Below are 13,840 nucleotides of genomic sequence, written 5' to 3'. Positions count from 1 at the left end.
CCTGGATCCGAGGACGCACAGTGGCCGCGCGTGGTGCTCCTGCTCACCGGTGAGCAGGCGTGACCGGGCGCTCGTCGGCGTTCTCTCGGCGCAGGCGGTGGCCTGGACCGGGACACGGTTGTCGGCGATCGCGTTGCCCTGGTTCGTGTTGACCACGACCGGGAGCGCCACGCGGGCGGGTGCCGCTGGTGGCCGTGGTCGGCGTCTGCCGAGGGCCGTCGGATGCGGCGAAGGCGGTGTTCATCCCGGCCGCGACCCGCTTCGGTGCCGTCCTGGTGGCCGTCACCGGTCGGAAGGCACCGCACAAACTTGATGAAACGGAGGCAGATGACAGTTACGTGAGCTGGCTTCGGGCCGGGATGGGCTTCTCCGCCGTGATCGGCTGTTGCGCTCGATCGCCGGGATGGTCGCGATCACCAATCTGCTCGACGCTGCCTGGATGGCGGTTTGTTGCTGGTGTGGGCCCGCAGTGATCTGACTGCTCGGGGTGCTGAGCGGATGTGCGGTGTTGTCCGGGCGGTTCCTGCCGTTGGCGCCTGGAGGTGACGGGTGCCCGAGAGCATGTACGGGCGGGTGCGCACGCTCGTCGTGGCCGTCGCCTGGGCCGGGGTGCCGTTCGGTGGCCTGCTGGGCGGGATGCTCATCGCCCGCACTGCTCGCCTGTGGTGCGGTCTACCTGGTGACCACGACGGTGCCGGCGCTGCTGCCGTCGATGGGGGCCGAATGGTCCACAAAGGACAAAGCCGCGCCGGCTCGGCGGTGGGTTGAACCCGGTGCCACCGCGGTCGCGATGGCACCGGTCCCGTGCTCAGGCGGGGTTCGCGGCGCCCCGGCGTTCCTGGGTGAAGCGCCAGGCGTCGGCGACGATGCCGGTCAGGTCGGCGCGCTGCGGCTGCCAGCCCAGCTCGGCGCGGGCCCGGTCGCTGGCGGCGACCAGGACGGCGGGGTCACCGGCGCGGCGTGGGGCGACCACGGCGGGCACCGGGTGGCCGGTCACCTCGCGGCAGGCCTCGATCACCTGTCGCACGGAGAAGCCGGTGCCGTTGCCGAGGTTGTAGATGCGGTGCTCGCCGGCGGTGGCGTGGCGCAGGGCGAGGAGGTGGGCGTCGGCGAGGTCGGCGACGTGGATGTAGTCGCGCACGGCGGTGCCGTCTTCGGTGGGGTAGTCCTCGCCGTAGATCTGGATGCGCTCGCGGTCGCCGGTGACCACCTGCAGCACCAGCGGGATCAGGTGGGTCTCGGTGCTGTGCCGCTCGCCGATGCTGCCGTAGGCACCGGCCACGTTGAAGTAACGCAGGCTCACCGCGGCCAGGCCGTGGGCCCGCGCGTAGGTGGTGATCGCGTTGTCCACGGCCAGCTTGGTGGCGCCGTAGGTGTTCGTCGGCTGGGTGGGGGCGGTCTCCGCGATCGGCGACACCTCCGGCTCGCCGTAGGTGGCCGCGGTGGAGGAGAAAACCAGCCGGGGGGTGCCGTGCTCGCGCATGGCGTCCAGCAACTTCAGGGAGGTGACCACGTTGCCGTGCCAGTAGCGGGCCGGGTCCTGCATGGACTCGCCCACCAGTGACTTCGCGGCGAAGTGCAGCACGCCGTCGAAGCCTTCGGCAAGCAGGGTGCGCAGGGTGTCCGCGGCGTCGCCCTCGATGAAGCGGGCGCCGTCCGGGACCGCGTCGGCGTGGCCGGTGGACAGGTCGTCCACCACCACGACCTGGTGGCCTGCCTCGAGCAGCCGCTGGGTGCAGACGCTGCCCACGTAACCGGCGCCGCCGGTGACGACCAGCTTCAGTGGCGTGTTCGGGTTGTCGGTAGGCATCTGCTCGGTGGCCCTTCCAGTACGGCGGCTAGGGAATCAGGTGGCGAAAAGTCTCCACCCTGACCGACGTCCCAGCGCGGGCGGGGTTGCCTTACCCCCAGGTACCGGGTGGGTCCTGGCGGGCGCCGGGTGAGGGCACGGCGACGAACGTGCGGGGTGCCTTCAGCTCCGCGCGCTCGAACTCGGCCTTCACGTTCGCCTCGACCTTCGCCAGGTCGTCCGCGGGCACCAGGGCGATCGCCGAGCCGCCGAATCCGCCGCCGGTCATGCGGGCACCCAGTGCGCCCGCCGCGCGGGCCGCTTCGACGGCGACGTCGAGCTCGCGGCACGAGATCCGGTAGTCGTCGCGCATGCTCACGTGGGAGGCGTCGAGCGAAGGGCCGATGTCTGCCAGGCGACCCGCCTTGAGCAGGGCGACCACGTCCAGCACGCGCTGGTTCTCGGTGACCACGTGGCGGACCAGCGGCCGCAGTTCCTCCGGCAGCCGGGCCGTCGCGTGGTCGAGGCCGTCGAGCTCGATGTCGCGCAGGGCCTTGAGACCGAGCAGGTCGGCGGCGCGCTCGGTGCCGCGGCGGCGGTCGCCGTAGCCGGACTCGGCGAGCGTGTGCTTGGCGCGGGTGTCGATCACCAGCACCCGCAGCCCGGCGGCTTCGGCGTCGAAGGGCACCTGCTCGATCTCGCCGGAGCGGACGTCCAGGAACAGGGCGCAGCCGTCGACGCAGCGCATCGAGGCGGTCTGGTCGAGCACGCCGGTGGGCACGCCGACGAACTCGTTCTCGGCGCGCTGGGCGAGCCGGGCGATCTCGGTGCGGCGGCTCTCGTCGGGGTCGGGTTCACCGGCCGCGCCGAGCAGGGCGAGTGCCACGGCGCATTCCAGCGCCGCGGAGGAGGACAGCCCGGCACCGGTGGGCACGTCGCCGGCCAGCACGATGTCGGCGCCCCGGTCGTGGCCCTGCGAACGCAGGACCCAGGCGACACCGGCCGGATAGGCGGCCCAGCCTTCGAGCTGCCCTGGCTCCAGCATGGCGATGTCCATCGGGTCCGCCTGCTGCACGCGCCCGTCCGAGCCGAGGGTCGCGACGGTGAGCCGCTGGTCGTCCCGGGGCGCGACGGCGGCGGCGAGCCGGTGCGGCAGGGCGAACGGCAGCACGAAACCGTCGTTGTAGTCGGTGTGCTCACCGATCAGGTTCACCCGGCCGGGGGCCGAGAAGACCCCGAAGGGCTCCTTGCCGTGGAGCGAGCGGAAGGTGGCAGCGGCGTCGGTTGCCGCGCTCACCGGGCCTGCGCCAGAACCGCGTGCAGCACCGAGGGAGCGACCTGGACGCTGATGCTCTCGCCGGTGATCTCGATCGTGGAACCCATGCCGTTGGACCGGCTCACGCTGACCGTCTGACCCGGGACCAGGCCGACGGAGTTCAGCTCGGTCATCAGGGTCTCGTCCTGCTGGACGTGCTCGGCGATGCGGCGGATCTCCACCTTGCCGCCGCCGGCGCGGGCGAACTCGTCCAGGCGGACCAGGTCGGACTCGGCGTCGGGGGCCGGGTCACCGGCACCCAGCTTGTCCAGGCCGGGGATGGGGTTGCCGTACGGGGAGGTGGTGGGGTTGTTGAGCAGCTTGACCAGCTTGCGCTCGACCGCCTCGCTCATCACGTGCTCCCAGCGGCACGCCTCCTTGTGCACGTGTTCCCACTCGAGACCGATCACGTCGAGCAGCAGGCGCTCGGCCAGCCGGTGCTTGCGCATGACCGCGATGGCCAGCTCACGGCCGTGGTCGGTGAGCTTGAGGTGCCGGTCGTCGGCGACGATGACGAGGCCGTCGCGCTCCATCCGGGCCACCGTCTGGCTGACCGTGGGGCCGCTCTGCTGGAGACGCTCGGCGATGCGGGCGCGCAGCGGGACGACACCCTCTTCCTCGAGCTCGTAGATCGTGCGCAGGTACATCTCTGTGGTGTCGATGAGCTCGTTCACGTCTGTCCCCTTCGTCCGCGTCTCTCATGGTAGTCGCTTTCACCGGCGACTACGGCAGGTGAGGTGGAAAACCCCGCTCGGGCGACCGGGCTGCGCGAGCGGCCCGGCCTGCTGGAAGATGGCCGCATGTCCCCCTTGATCACGACCGCGGAGCTGGCCGGGCTGCTGGACGGCCCGCCGGATTCGCGACCCACCGTATTGGATGTCCGCTGGCGCCTCGCCGGGCCTCCCGGGGTCGAGTCGTTCCGTGCCGGGCACATCCCCTCGGCGGTCTTCGCCGACCTCGACACCGCGCTCGCCGGACCGCCGGGAGAGGGCGGGCGGCACCCGCTGCCGGAGCCCGCCGCGCTGCAGGAGGCGCTGCGCCTGGCCGGCGTGGACGAAGGCCGGTTGGTGGTCGCCTACGACGACGCCGACTCGTCGGTGGCGGCGAGGGCGTGGTGGCTGCTGCGCTGGGCCGGGCACGCCGAGGTCGCGGTGCTCGACGGCGGGTTCGCCGCCTGGGAGGCCGAGGGCAGGCCGGTCACCACCGAGGAGGAGGTGCCCGCGCCGGGCAACATCGAGGTGCGGCCCGGTGGCATGCCGGTGCTCAACGCCGACGAGGCCGCCGAGCTGGCTCGTGACGGTGTGCTGCTCGACGCTCGCGCTCCGGAGCGGTACGCGGGGGAGACCGAGCCGATCGACCCCCGCGCCGGGCACATCTCGGGCGCGCGCAACGCGCCGTTCAGCGCGCACGCCGGTGCCGACGGCCACTGGCGCGCACCCGCGGACCTGGCCGGTCACTTCGCCGGGCTGGGTGTCGACGCGACCACGCCGGTCGGCGCGTACTGCGGTTCCGGCGTGACCGCCAGCTCGGTGGTGCTCGCGCTGGAGATCGCCGGGCACCCGGCGCCCGCCTCGCTCTACACCGGCTCCTGGTCGCACTGGTCACGTGATCCGGAACGCCCCGCGGCCACCGGTCACGAGCCCGGCTGAGCGCCGCCGGACGCACTAGGGTTTCGGGCATGCACCCCTCCGCCGTCGTCTGGGATCCCGCGCTACTGGGCTACGACCTGGGTGGGGACCACCCGTTCAACCCGGTGCGCCTCGAACTGACCATCCGGCTCGCCCGCGAACTGGGCGTGCTGGAGGACGTCGAGCTGCTGGTCCCCGAGGCGGCGACGGAGAAGGAGCTGTACCGGGTGCACGTGCCCGAGTACCTGGAGGCGGTCAAGCAGGCCCCGATGGTGGGCTGGGACGTCGGTCACGGGCTCGGCACCACGGACAACCCGGTGTTCTCCGGCATGCACGACTCGGCGGCGCTGGTGGTCGGCTCCACCCTGCTCGGCGCGCGCAAGATCGCCGAGGGCGAGGCCGATCGCGCGGTCAACATCGCCGGTGGGCTGCACCACGCGATGCCCGACCGCGCGTCCGGCTTCTGCGTCTACAACGACTGCTCCATCGCCATCTCGTGGCTGCTGGACCACGGTTTCGACCGCATCGCCTACGTGGACACCGACGTGCACCACGGCGACGGCGTGCAGGCGGCCTTCTACAACGACCCGCGGGTGCTGACGGTTTCGCTGCACCAGCACCCGTTCACGTTGTGGCCCGGCACCGGCTACTCCGGGGAGACCGGGGCCGAGGACGCCGAGGGCACCGCGGTGAACATCCCGCTGCCACCGCAGACGAGGGATCCCGGGTGGCTGCGGGCCTTCCACGCGGTGGTGCCGTCGCTGCTGGCGCAGTTCCAGCCGCAGATCCTGGTCACCCAGTGCGGGGTCGACTCGCACGACGAGGACCCGCTGGCCGACCTGTCGCTCTCGGTCGACGGGCACCGTGAGATCTACCGCACGCTGCGTGAGCTGGCGCAGCGGTACGCCGGGGGCAAGTGGCTGGCCGTCGGCGGCGGCGGTTACCAGCTCATCCGCGTGGTGCCGCGGTCGTGGACGCACCTGCTGGCCACCGTGCTCGACCGCGACGTCAGCCCGGAGACGCCGGTGCCGCCGCACTGGCGGGAGACCGTCGGCCGGGCCGCGCCGAACGCCGAGCTCCCGCTCAAGATGAGCGACGACGCCGAGACCACCCACCGCCCGTGGGGCGACGGGCAGGACGACCCGGTGGACATCGCCATCCGCGACACCCGGCGCGCGGTCTTCCCCTCGCACGGTCTCGACCCGGACGATCCCAGGGACTGAAGATGAGCACCGAGAACGAGCCCGACCTGCGGGAGTCCTACGACTACCCGCGCCACTGGGAGGCCGACGTCCTGCTCTCCGACGGCGGCACCGTCCACCTGAGACCGGTGGTGCCCGACGACGCGGACGGACTGGTCGCCCTGCACGGCAGGCTGTCCGAGCGCACCCGGTACCTGCGGTACTTCGGCGCGTACCCGCGCATCCCGCAGCGCGACCTCGACCGGTTCTCCCGTGTCGACCACCACGACCGGGTCGCCTTCGCGGCGGTGCTGGGCGACAACATCGTCGCGGTCGGCCGCTACGAGCGGCTCGACAAGGGGCCCTCGGCCGAGGTGGCCTTCGTCGTCGACGACGCGCACCAGGGCCGCGGGCTCGGCTCGATCCTGCTGGAGCACCTCGCCGCGGCGGCTTCCGAGCGCGGCCTGCGCCGGTTCGTCGCCGAGGTGCTCGCCGAGAACCCGCAGATGGTGCGCGTCTTCCGTGACGCCGGTTACCAGGTCAGCCGGGCGATCGAAGAGGGCGTGCTGCACCTGGAGTTCGATATCGACCCGACCGAGGAGTCGCTCGAGGTGGCGCGCTCGCGCGAGCAGGCCGCCGAGGCGCGCAGCGTGCACAATCTGCTGCACCCGCGGTCGGTGGCGGTCATCGGCGCGTCCACTGATCCGACGAAGATCGGATACGTGGTGCTGACGAACCTGCTCTCCGCGGACTTCGCCGGCACCGTCTACCCGGTCAACTCCGAGCACCGGTCGGTGCGCGGGGTCCGGGCGTATCCGTCCGTTGTGGACATTCCGGATCCGGTGGACCTGGCCGTGGTGGCGGTGCCCGCGGACCAGGTCGAGTCGGTGCTCGACGGCGCGCTGGAGAAGGGCGTGAAAACGCTGCTGATCATCTCCGGCGGTTTCGCCGAGGCGGGTCCGCACGGGTTGCACGCCGAGCTGCGGCTGGTCGGCGAGGCCCGGGCGCACGGTATGCGCGTGGTCGGGCCGAACGCGCTCGGCGTGCTCAACACCGACCGGGGCGTCCGGCTCAACGCCACCCTCGCGCCACGCCTGCCCGCGCGCGGGCGCGCGGGGTTCTTCTGCCAGTCCGGCGCGCTGGGCACCGCGATCCTGGCCGACGCCGAAGCACGCGGGCTCGGCCTGTCGACCTTCGTCTCGGCGGGCAACCGCGCCGACGTCTCGGGCAACGACCTGCTGCAGTACTGGGAAACCGATGCCGGGACCGACCTGGTGCTGCTGTACCTGGAGTCGTTCGGCAATCCGCGCAAGTTCGCCAGGCTGGCCCGCCGGCTCGGCCGGACCAAGCCGATCGTCGCGGTGAAGTCGGGCCGCCACGCCGTCCGCCCGCAGCTGGCGGCGACTTCGGCGGAGGTGGACGAATCGAGCGTGCAGGCGTTGTTCGAGCAGGCCGGGGTGGTCCGCGTGGACACGCTCGCGCAGCTCTTCGACACCGCGCTGATCTTCGCGCACCAGCCGCTGCCCGCCGGGCCGCGGGTCGGCATCGTCGGCAACTCCAGCGCGATCGGGCTGCTCGCCGCGGACACCGCTCGCGCGCAGGGGTTGCGGCTCGCGTTCGATCCCGTGGACGTCGGTCCGCAGGCGTCACCGGAGGAGTTCGCCGGAGCCGTGCGCGAGGCGTTGAACTCGCCGGAAACCGACGCGCTCGTGGTCGTCTTCGTGCCCCCGCTGGCGATCCCGGGCACCACCTACGCCCGTGCGCTGCGCGAGGTGGTGCAGGAACTGCGCAAGGAGAAGCCGATCGTCTCGACCTTCCTCGCCGCGGAAGGCGTGCCGGACGAACTGGCCGTGCGGACGGACGACGGTGCGCCGACGCGGGGCTCGGTGCCGTCGTACGCGAGCCCGGAGCGTGCGGTCAACGCGCTGGCGAGGGTGGTCCGGTACGCGGCGTGGCAGCAACGGCCGCAGGGCACGCTGACCCGGCCCGCCGGGCTGCACGTCGAACAGGCGCAGGTGATCGTGAACGAGATCCTCGCCGCCGAGGAGTCGCACACCACGGTGCTCTCCGACGAGGACGTGGTGCGGTTGCTCGGCTGCTACGGCATCGGCGTGGTGCCGTTCCGGGTGGTGGCGAACGCGGACGAGGCCGTCGAAGTGGCGGCCGAGCTGGGGTACCCGGTGGTGCTCAAGGCGGTGGACGAGCGGCTGCGCGGACGCCCGGACCTGGCCGGGGTGCGCCTCGACCTGGCCGCCGAGGACGCCGTGCGCGCCGCCTACCGCGATCTGCGCGAGGTCTCCGGCGAGGACGACATGTACGTGCAGGCCATGGCGCCCAAGGGACTTTCGTGTGTGATCGGCCTGCAGGACGACCCGTCGTTCGGCACGCTGGTGTCGTTCGGCCTCTCGGGGCTGGTGAGCAACCTCCTGGGGGACCGGGCGTATCGCGCGGTGCCGTTGACCGACGTGGACGCGGCGACGCTGATCCGCGAGCCGCGCACCGCGCCGCTGCTCACCGGCTACCGCGGCGACGAACCGGCGGACCTGGCCGCGTTGCAGGACCTGGTGCTGCGGGTGGCCGCGCTCGCCGAGGACAACCCGGAGGTCCGGTCGCTCGTGCTGGACCCGATCCTGGCTTCCCCGGACGGCGCCTTCGTCGTCTACGGCCGGGTGGTGCTCGGACCGCCGCCGTCGCGCCCGGACACCGGCCCGCGCCGCCTGCGGCCGATCAACGCTCCGCCGTCGTGAGCCACCAGCGCTCGGCGACGCGCGGGTGCGAACGCAGCCAGCCGAGCAACGCGTTCTCCCCGTAGGCCGCCAGCAGCGGGTTGTGCTCGTCCTGGGTGACCCCCGGGGCGACAGCGGCCAGGTCCGGTGGCAGGTCGATCGGCTCGATCACCGCGTCGAGGCGGGGTGCGAGGAAGAACGGGATGGAATAGCGGTCGACCCCGGGAGGCGGGCTCAGCACGCGGTGCTGGGTGGCGCGCAGGTAGCCGTTCGTGGCGATTTCCAGCATTTCCCCGATGTTGACCACGAAACTGTCCGGGATCGGGGAAGCGTCCAGCCAGGAACCGTCATTGGCCTGCACCTGGAGCCCGCCGACTTCGTCCTGTTGCAGCAGTGCGAGGAAACCGTAGTCCTTGTGCGAGCCGACGCCCTGCTCGGAGCCGCCCGGTTCACGCGGCGGGTAGTGCACCACTTTCAGGTGCACCGCGGCTTCGGCGTCGAACCAGCGGTCGAAATGGGTGAGTTCCTGGCCGAGTGCCGCGGCCAGTGCCCGCAGCACCTCGCGGGCGACCCGCAGCGCTTCGGACTGCCAGAGCAGGACGACGTCCCGCAGTTCGGGCAGTGCCGTGGGCCATTGGTTCGGGCCGATCAGGCGCAGGTACCGCGGATCGTCCGCGGCCAGTTTCCGCACGGGCCGCTCGGGGCCGATGTCGAGCTGCTCGCGCCAGTCCGTGCCACCGGCGGTGTGCTCGGTGCCGGTGCGGGTGTAGCCGCGGAACTGCGGGGAACGCACATTCTCGATTTCCAGCCGCTGGGCCAGTGGCAGGGCGAAGAACCGCCGCGCGGAATCGACGATCCCCCGGGTGGTTTCCGGCGCGATCCCGTGCCCGACGAGGTAGAAGAAACCGACCTCGTGCGCTGCGTGCCGCAGATCGGCGAGGAACCGCTCCCGCTGCCACGGCACCCGGAAACGGGACAGATCCAAGATCGGCAGTGTGTTCACCCGGTTCAGCAGAGCACAGGACCGCGGAAACCCGCCACAGCTCCCAGATGCTGGTCTCAGCCGGAAATCAGGTCACCGAGGCGCCGCAGTTGCGCGGTGGCGCCGCCGAGGGTGAATTCCGCGCGTTTCGCCGCCACGAAATACCGGTGCAGCGGGTAGTCCACGTCGATGCCGACACCGCCGTGGAGGTGCACCGCGGTGTGCGCGACCCGGTGCCCGGATTCGGCGGCCCAGAACTTCGCGGTGGCCACCTCTTCGTCCGCGGGCAGCCCTTCGGAAAGCCGCCACGCCGCCTGCCACAACGTCAGCCGGACCGCTTCCACGTCGGTGTAGGCGTCGGCGAGTCGTTGCCGCACGGCCTGGAACGAAGCGATCACGTTGTCGAACTGCTTGCGTTCCTTGGCGTATTCGGTGGTCATCTCCAGCGCGCGTTCGACCGTGCCGAGCTGGTACGCGCACAAGCCGGTGGTGCCACGCAGCCGGATCCACTCGACGACCTCGGGCCCGCCGAGCCGCGCCGAGCCGTCGACGCGCACGCCGTCGAGTTCGACCAGCCCGGCGTCACCGCGGTCGACGACCTCCTGCGCGGAGATCTCGGCGGCCTCGCGGTCGACCACGAACACCGCGTCTCCGGCGGCGATCAGCAGTGCGTCGGCGAAAGCCGCGGCGGGGACGGCGGTCTGCGCGCCGGTGAGCCGCCAGCCGTCGCCGTCGGCTTCCGCGGTGAACGCGCAGGGGTTACCGGCGTCCGGCACCGCCGCGGTCAGCACCTTCTCGCCCCGCAGGACCGGGACCACGGTTTCCAGTTGCCGCCCCGAGCCGAATTCGGCCAGCGCGGACGCGGCCATGGTGATGCTCGTCAGGTACGGCACCGGGGCCACCGCGCGGCCCAGCTCGATCAGCACCGAGCATTGCTCCAGGAGGCCGAAACCACCCCCGCCCACGGCCGACGGCAGTGCCGCGTCGAGGATCCCGGCGCGGGCCAGCTCTGTCCACAGTGCACGGTCGAAGCCGCCGGAACCGGCGGGCTCCCACGACTTCGGGTCCGACTTGCCGGCCAGGATGCGGCGGGTGAGCCCGCCGAGGTCGCGCTGCGCCTCGGTCAGCGAGAAGTCCATGTGGCACGTCCCCTTTCAGCGCGTGACCGGCAGGCCGAGCGTGGTGGCGGCGATCAGGTCGCGCTGCACCTCGTTGGTGCCGCCGCCGAAGGTGAGGATCAGCGAGGACCGGTGCAGCCGCTCGATCCGACCGCGCAGCAACGCGCCGGGGGAGCCCTCGCGCACCACCGCGCCCGCGCCGAGCACCTCCATCAGCAGGCGATAGGCATCCAACGCGAATTCGGTGCCGAACACCTTCGTCGCCGACGCCTCGCCCGGCCCCAGTTCCTGTTCCGCGGCGGCCCAGGCGATCTTCCAGTTGCGCAGCTTCAGGTAGTCGGCGTGCGCGTGCACGCGGGCCAGGTGCAGCCGGACCCATTCCGCGTCGATCACCCGGCGCCCGTCCGGTGCCTGGGTTTTCTGCGCCCAGTCGCGGACCTCGCCCAGCGCGGTCCGGATCGGCGCGGCCGAGGTCAGCGCGACCCGCTCGTGGTTGAGCTGGTTGGTGATCAGCGGCCAGCCCTGGTTCTCTTCGGCGATCCGCGCGCTGAGGGGGACGCGCACGTCGGAGTAGTAGGTGGCGCTGGTGCCCGGGCCCGCGACCGTGCGGACCTTGGTCCAGGAGAAGCCCTCGGCGGTGGTCGGCACGACGAGGATGCTGATGCCGCGGTGCTTCTTCGCGTCCGGATCGGTGCGCACGGCCAGCCAGACGTAGTCGGCGTACTCGATCAGGCTGGTCCACATCTTCTGGCCGTTGATGACGTACTCGTCGCCGTCGCGGACCGCGCGGGTGCTCAGCGAGGCCAGGTCGGTGCCCGCGCCGGGTTCGGAGTAGCCGATCGAGAAGTGCAGTTCCCCCGCGGCGATCCGGGGCAGGTAGAACGCCTTCTGCTCTTCGGTGCCGTAACGCATGATCGTCGGGCCGACGGTGTTGATGGTCAGGAACGGCACCGGCACGCCGGCGGCCGCGGCTTCGTCGGTGAACACCAGCTGGTCGAGCATCGAGCGCGCCTGGCCGCCGTAGGCCTCCGGCCAGCCGAGCGCGAGCCAGCCGTCGCGGCCGAGTTCACGCACGATTTCCTGGTAGGCGCCGTCTTTTCCGTACTCGGCGCCGCCCGCGCCCAGTGCCTCACGGCGTTCGGGCGTCATCAGCCGGGCGAAGTAGGAGCGCAGTTCGCCCGCCAGCCGTTCCTGCGCTTCGGTGTAGCCGATGCGCATACCGTCACCTCCGCCCGTCGGGCTCGTTCTGGTGTATGCCCGTTAACCGCGTTAACCTAGAACAGGTTCTAGTTGTACCGCAGATCATCGGCCGGAGGAAGCCGCCGACGCCTGCCTGTACTAGAACACGTTCTCGAAAACCCGCGAAATCCGCAGTAGAGCGGCCTTGCTTCCAACGAGAACAGATTCTAGTCTGACTGCCATGACTTCCCTGGAAGGCCGGACCGCGATCGTCACCGGGGCGGGCGGCGGACTGGGCCGTGCCGAAGCCCTCGCCTTGGCGGAAGCCGGTGCCTCGGTGGTGGTCAACGACGTCGCCGAACCGGCCGAGGTGGTCGAGGAGATCGAGGCGGCGGGCGGCAAGGCCGTCGCGGTCACCGGCGACATCGGCGAACGCGCCACCGCGGACGCGTTGCTCGAAACCGCCGTGGGCCGGTTCGGTGGACTGCACGTGGTGGTGAACAACGCGGGCGTGCTGCGCGACCGGATGCTGTTCAGCATGTCCGACGAGGAGTGGGACACCGTGCTCCGCGTGCACCTGCGCGGGCACTTCCTGCTGTCCCGCAACGCTTCCGCGTACTGGCGCGACAAAGCCAAGGCGGACGGCGAGCCGGTGTCCGGCAGCGTGGTGAACACCGCGTCGGAGGCCTTCCTTCTCGGCGCGCCCGGCCAGCCGAACTACTCCGCCGCGAAGGCGGGCATCGTCGCGCTGACCATGTCCACCGCGCGCGGCCTGCTGAAGTACGGCGTGCGCGCCAACGCGATCTGCCCGCGAGCGCGCACGGCGATGACCAAGGACGTCTTCGGCGACGCGCCGGACGGCGTCGACCCGCTGTCCGTCGAACACGTGGCGCCGCTGGTCGCCTACCTCGCTTCCCCGGCCGCTTCGAAGATCAACGGCCAGGTCTTCGTGGTGCACGGCGGCATGGTCGCCCTGCTCGCCCCGCCGTCGGTGGAGCAGCGGTTCGACACCGGGAACCAGGTGTGGAGCCAGGGCGAACTGGCCGAGCGGCTCGGCGGCTACTTCGACGGCCGCGACGCCGACCGCATGTTCGTCACGCCGGAAGTCCTTTCCCTGCCCTAGGAAGGTCCGTTCATGTCGCTCACCGTGCTGCCGGGTGGCAGGCTCGAGGGCAAGGTCGCGCTGATCACCGGGGCGGCCAGGGGACAGGGCGCGGCCGCGGCCCGCCGGTTCGTCGCCGAGGGCGCGCGGGTGGTGGCCGCCGACATCGTGGACGAACTGGGCGAGAAGCTCGCCGGCGAACTCGGCGACGCCTGCGTGTACCAGCACCTCGACGTGACCGACGAAGCCGCGTGGCCGGTCGCCACCGCCCGCGCGGCCGAGGCGTTCGGCAAGCTCGACGTGGTGGTCAACAACGCGGGCGTGTTGTTCTTCTCCGCGCTGGAGCAGACCAAGCTGGCCGACTACGAGCGCGTGATCCGGGTCAACCAGATCGGCACCTTCCTCGGCATGCGTGCCGCGGTGGGCCCGCTGACCGAGGCCGGTGGCGGCTCGATCGTCAACGTGTCCTCTGTGGAGGGTCTGGCCGGGATGCCGTACCTGACCGCCTACACCGCCAGCAAGTTCGCCATCCGCGGGATGACCAAGGTGGCCGCACTCGAACTCGGCGACCGCGGGATCCGGGTGAACTCGGTGCACCCCGGCGCGGTCGACACGCAGATGGTCACCGACGCGCTCGGCGGCGCCCCGGTGGACTTGGCTTTCGTGGGCAAGAAGGTGGCGCTGGGCCGGGTCGGCTCGGCTGACGAGATCGCCGCGCTGGTCGCGTTCCTGGCCAGTGACGACAGTTCGTACTGCACGGGGAGCGAGTTCGTGGCGGATGGCGGGGCGACCGCCACGCACGCCCTGAAGGTCTGAGATC

The 13,840-nt window shown here is 71.6% G+C and carries 12 protein-coding genes; 6 read left to right on the top strand and 6 right to left on the bottom strand.

What is annotated here, in order from left to right; translation table 11 throughout:
- The first annotated feature begins 188 nt into the window (after positions 1-188).
- A complete protein-coding gene (locus JOM49_RS37570) occupies positions 189-473 on the top strand; it encodes a hypothetical protein (RefSeq protein ID WP_209668903.1) in 285 nt (94 codons plus the stop codon).
- A 335-nt stretch (positions 474-808) separates the two neighbouring features.
- Here JOM49_RS37570 and galE read toward each other — a convergent pair whose 3' ends face one another.
- The 3 genes from galE to JOM49_RS37555 form a co-directional block, all read right to left on the bottom strand.
- Complete coding sequence (gene galE / locus JOM49_RS37565) at positions 809-1,810, bottom strand: UDP-glucose 4-epimerase GalE (RefSeq protein WP_209668901.1); 1,002 nt, start codon at positions 1,808-1,810, stop codon at positions 809-811.
- Between the two features lie 91 nt (positions 1,811-1,901).
- The gene (gene galK / locus JOM49_RS37560) at positions 1,902-3,086 is read right to left on the bottom strand and encodes a galactokinase (protein WP_209668899.1); all 1,185 of its coding nucleotides are present in this window, start codon (positions 3,084-3,086) and stop codon (positions 1,902-1,904) included.
- On the bottom strand, positions 3,083-3,778 hold the full coding sequence (locus tag JOM49_RS37555) for an iron-dependent transcriptional repressor DtxR (RefSeq protein WP_209668897.1): 696 nt from the start codon (positions 3,776-3,778) through the stop codon (positions 3,083-3,085). The genes galK and JOM49_RS37555 overlap by 4 nt, the downstream gene beginning before the upstream one ends.
- Positions 3,779-3,904: 126 nt before the next feature.
- Here JOM49_RS37555 and JOM49_RS37550 point away from each other — a divergent pair, with 126 nt between their 5' ends.
- Genes JOM49_RS37550 through JOM49_RS37540 form a run of 3 tightly spaced genes read left to right on the top strand, consistent with a single transcriptional unit; the run spans position 3,905 to position 8,660 of the window.
- Positions 3,905-4,753 carry a sulfurtransferase gene (locus tag JOM49_RS37550; RefSeq protein WP_209668895.1) on the top strand — a complete coding sequence of 283 codons (849 nt, stop codon included), beginning with the start codon at positions 3,905-3,907 and terminating at the stop codon, positions 4,751-4,753.
- A gap of 29 nt (positions 4,754-4,782) precedes the next feature.
- Positions 4,783-5,955, top strand: coding sequence for an acetoin utilization protein AcuC (locus JOM49_RS37545; protein ID WP_209668893.1), 1,173 nt, complete (start codon positions 4,783-4,785; stop codon positions 5,953-5,955).
- A 2-nt stretch (positions 5,956-5,957) separates the two neighbouring features.
- Positions 5,958-8,660, top strand: coding sequence for a bifunctional acetate--CoA ligase family protein/GNAT family N-acetyltransferase (locus tag JOM49_RS37540; RefSeq protein WP_209668891.1), 2,703 nt, complete (start codon positions 5,958-5,960; stop codon positions 8,658-8,660).
- Here JOM49_RS37540 and JOM49_RS37535 read toward each other — a convergent pair.
- The 3 genes from JOM49_RS37535 to JOM49_RS37525 all read right to left on the bottom strand — a co-directional run bounded on the left by JOM49_RS37535 (position 8,641) and on the right by JOM49_RS37525 (position 11,957).
- The gene (locus JOM49_RS37535; protein WP_245369603.1) at positions 8,641-9,624 is read right to left on the bottom strand and encodes an isopenicillin N synthase family dioxygenase; all 984 of its coding nucleotides are present in this window, start codon (positions 9,622-9,624) and stop codon (positions 8,641-8,643) included. The two genes, JOM49_RS37540 and JOM49_RS37535, sit on opposite strands and share 20 nt — an antisense overlap.
- 74 nt (positions 9,625-9,698) lie before the next feature.
- Positions 9,699-10,760, bottom strand: a complete 1,062-nt coding sequence (locus JOM49_RS37530) for an acyl-CoA dehydrogenase family protein (RefSeq protein WP_209668888.1) — start codon at positions 10,758-10,760, stop codon at positions 9,699-9,701.
- Positions 10,761-10,775: 15 nt separating this feature from the next.
- Positions 10,776-11,957: an acyl-CoA dehydrogenase family protein gene (locus tag JOM49_RS37525; protein WP_209668886.1), complete on the bottom strand. Its 1,182-nt coding sequence runs from the start codon at positions 11,955-11,957 to the stop codon at positions 10,776-10,778.
- A gap of 202 nt (positions 11,958-12,159) precedes the next feature.
- Here JOM49_RS37525 and JOM49_RS37520 point away from each other — a divergent pair, with 202 nt between their 5' ends.
- Both JOM49_RS37520 and JOM49_RS37515 read left to right on the top strand, forming a co-directional pair.
- Positions 12,160-13,041: a 3-oxoacyl-ACP reductase gene (locus tag JOM49_RS37520; RefSeq protein WP_209668885.1), complete on the top strand. Its 882-nt coding sequence runs from the start codon at positions 12,160-12,162 to the stop codon at positions 13,039-13,041.
- A gap of 12 nt (positions 13,042-13,053) precedes the next feature.
- Positions 13,054-13,836 carry a glucose 1-dehydrogenase gene (locus JOM49_RS37515; RefSeq protein WP_209668883.1) on the top strand — a complete coding sequence of 261 codons (783 nt, stop codon included), beginning with the start codon at positions 13,054-13,056 and terminating at the stop codon, positions 13,834-13,836.
- The last annotated feature ends 4 nt before the right edge of the window (positions 13,837-13,840 follow it).

It is taken from the genome of Amycolatopsis magusensis (assembly GCF_017875555.1).
GTDB lineage: Bacteria > Actinomycetota > Actinomycetes > Mycobacteriales > Pseudonocardiaceae > Amycolatopsis > Amycolatopsis magusensis.
Note: the sequence above shows the minus strand (reverse complement) of the source record. Positions and strands in the feature narration are given on the sequence as shown.

Coding starts and splice junctions, on each gene's coding strand:
- galE (WP_209668901.1), bottom strand. CDS start 1,810: ATGCCTACCGACAACCCGAACACGCCACTGAAGCTGGTCGTCACCGGC.
- JOM49_RS37525 (WP_209668886.1), bottom strand. CDS start 11,957: ATGCGCATCGGCTACACCGAAGCGCAGGAACGGCTGGCGGGCGAACTG.
- JOM49_RS37520 (WP_209668885.1), top strand. CDS start 12,160: ATGACTTCCCTGGAAGGCCGGACCGCGATCGTCACCGGGGCGGGCGGC.
- JOM49_RS37515 (WP_209668883.1), top strand. CDS start 13,054: ATGTCGCTCACCGTGCTGCCGGGTGGCAGGCTCGAGGGCAAGGTCGCG.
- JOM49_RS37550 (WP_209668895.1), top strand. CDS start 3,905: ATGTCCCCCTTGATCACGACCGCGGAGCTGGCCGGGCTGCTGGACGGC.
- JOM49_RS37545 (WP_209668893.1), top strand. CDS start 4,783: ATGCACCCCTCCGCCGTCGTCTGGGATCCCGCGCTACTGGGCTACGAC.
- JOM49_RS37530 (WP_209668888.1), bottom strand. CDS start 10,760: ATGGACTTCTCGCTGACCGAGGCGCAGCGCGACCTCGGCGGGCTCACC.
- JOM49_RS37540 (WP_209668891.1), top strand. CDS start 5,958: ATGAGCACCGAGAACGAGCCCGACCTGCGGGAGTCCTACGACTACCCG.